The sequence below is a fragment of the SAR324 cluster bacterium genome (assembly GCA_029245725.1).
In the GTDB taxonomy this organism is placed as follows: domain Bacteria; phylum SAR324; class SAR324; order SAR324; family NAC60-12; genus JCVI-SCAAA005.
In genome coordinates this window covers 1-1780 of record JAQWOT010000296.1, presented here as the reverse complement: position 1 = coordinate 1780, position 1780 = coordinate 1, and the positions used below count along the sequence as shown (strand labels likewise).

General features: G+C 43.8%; 3 protein-coding genes. 2 read left to right on the top strand and 1 reads right to left on the bottom strand.

The features are described 5' to 3' along the window. Positions 1–82 precede the first annotated feature (82 nt). Positions 83–220 carry a hypothetical protein gene (locus P8O70_15955; protein ID MDG2198336.1) on the top strand — a complete coding sequence of 46 codons (138 nt, stop codon included), beginning with the start codon at positions 83–85 and terminating at the stop codon, positions 218–220. Between the two features lie 140 nt (positions 221–360). Beyond that, entirely contained in the window at positions 361–711 is a 351-nt protein-coding gene (locus P8O70_15950; GenBank protein ID MDG2198335.1) for a 4a-hydroxytetrahydrobiopterin dehydratase, read from the top strand. A gap of 178 nt (positions 712–889) precedes the next feature. Here P8O70_15950 and P8O70_15945 read toward each other — a convergent pair whose 3' ends face one another. Next, positions 890–1516 carry an SGNH/GDSL hydrolase family protein gene (locus tag P8O70_15945; GenBank protein ID MDG2198334.1) on the bottom strand — a complete coding sequence of 209 codons (627 nt, stop codon included), beginning with the start codon at positions 1514–1516 and terminating at the stop codon, positions 890–892. Positions 1517–1780: the final 264 nt, after the last annotated feature.

Genomic DNA, 1780 nt, shown 5'->3' with positions numbered 1-1780 from the left:
GAACCTCATGTAGTTTGAAAAGATCATGTCTGAACATACTCAGACCTGGCCCAAACTGGCAACTGGGCTCTAGCAAGCGCTCATGGAAAAGAAAGCTAAAACCACCTATCATTTTGAGGATATGGAGGTTGAGGTTCCATCTAGCACAGGACCCGAAGCGGAACACGCTATCTGGAAACTGGATGACAAATTGAGAATCAGCACAAAAACGATACAGTAAACTCAGAATTGCATTTCAAACAACTTTCAGGCTCCAACAAAGTTACCCACACAAAATTCGGTCTTTGGCAGGCCAGGATTGGTTCAGTCAGTTGTAGCGAACCTAGTTTAACAAAAATTAAACTTACAGAGAAATAAGTAATGGAGTTAGTTCAGAAACAATGTATCCCTTGCCGTGGTGGGATCCCTCCGCTCAAGGGGGATGCTCTTCAGGCGCTGTTTGACCAACTGGAGAAAAGTTGGGAGATGCTCGACGAGCATCATCTCCAGAAAGACTATGCCTTTGACTCCTATCGGGAAGCAGTGCATTTCACAAATTTGATTGCAGATCTGGCAGAATCAGAAGGGCATCATCCCGAATTGTTACTCTCCTTCCGAAACGTCCGTGTAAGCATTTGGACACACAAAATTGATGGTATGGTGGAGAATGACTTTATATTTGCTGCCAAGAGTGGTCAGACTCATGCAAATGAGTTCACTTCTACCCAGTAACAGTATTCCCAGTCATTTTCCGCTGCCAGATTCAACCCTGATATGGCACCAACACCGAAAACAAGTCATTTCAAGTACGAATAAGTTGCTTTCCAATCCAACTTCTTCTGTCAAGAATCCTCAAAATACAAACGTTCACCGACTCAACCCGCTCTTGAACGGATGTGAAGGTGTTGAGTCATCGAACAATTGAGCCTATCTTTTGGGCCACAGCTTCTCCCAGCTTGCGGTGCTCTTCCTGTTCAAAATGGATCCCGTCAAGATCACTGCTCTTTATGAATTCTGAGGTGTCCAAAAATTCACAACCCCTTTTAAAGGCTTTTTCTCTAAAATACCTGCCAAAAAGTTGAGATTTTTCCAGCCCTCCCTGGAACATTTCCTCACACTCACTGAGTTTCCCTAAAGGAGGTGGAGCCATCAGCAGTATCGTAGGACTTGTATTATCTGGGCTGACCGTACTTCGCTGCACATGCTCAATTAAAACTCCAACGCTTTCAGCAATATCGTAAGCCGAAACTGAAAAACGAAATTTTAGGTCGTTAGTTCCTAACATGATTGTGATCAGGTCAAATGGCTTATGACTTTCGATACAGGGAATTAGGTAATTCATCCCATGCTTAAAGCCTTCAATCGGATCATCCCAAACCGTAGTTCGGCCGTTTAGCCCTTCCTCGATGATCCGATATTCAATTCCCAACTCCTTTTGGAGTACTCCCGTCCATCTTTCTTCTGGGCCAAAACGTTGCTGGCTGGATGGATTGTATCCCCACGTATTTGAGTCTCCGTAACAAAGGATGGTTTTCATCGGTTCCTTTCCTAACTACTTCATGTAAAAAAAAATTGGGGAGGGTTGGCGGTTAGCTGAATGCTGGTTTTGAACCTCTGTTCAGGATACTTTTGGTTGGATCAGCGAGCGCTTCCTGTCCATTTTGTTATTTCTTCATGTTTCAACGTATTCGTTTAAATTTTTTGAAAAATCTACATTTGGTCATGGATAAGTTGTCTACTTAGATTGGTTGGTAACAAGTTACTGGGAAGCTGAGGCAGGTTGGCGTTGGCGGGGGGTTGT

Coding starts and splice junctions, on each gene's coding strand:
- P8O70_15950 (MDG2198335.1), top strand. CDS start 361: ATGGAGTTAGTTCAGAAACAATGTATCCCTTGCCGTGGTGGGATCCCT.
- P8O70_15955 (MDG2198336.1), top strand. CDS start 83: ATGGAAAAGAAAGCTAAAACCACCTATCATTTTGAGGATATGGAGGTT.
- P8O70_15945 (MDG2198334.1), bottom strand. CDS start 1,516: ATGAAAACCATCCTTTGTTACGGAGACTCAAATACGTGGGGATACAAT.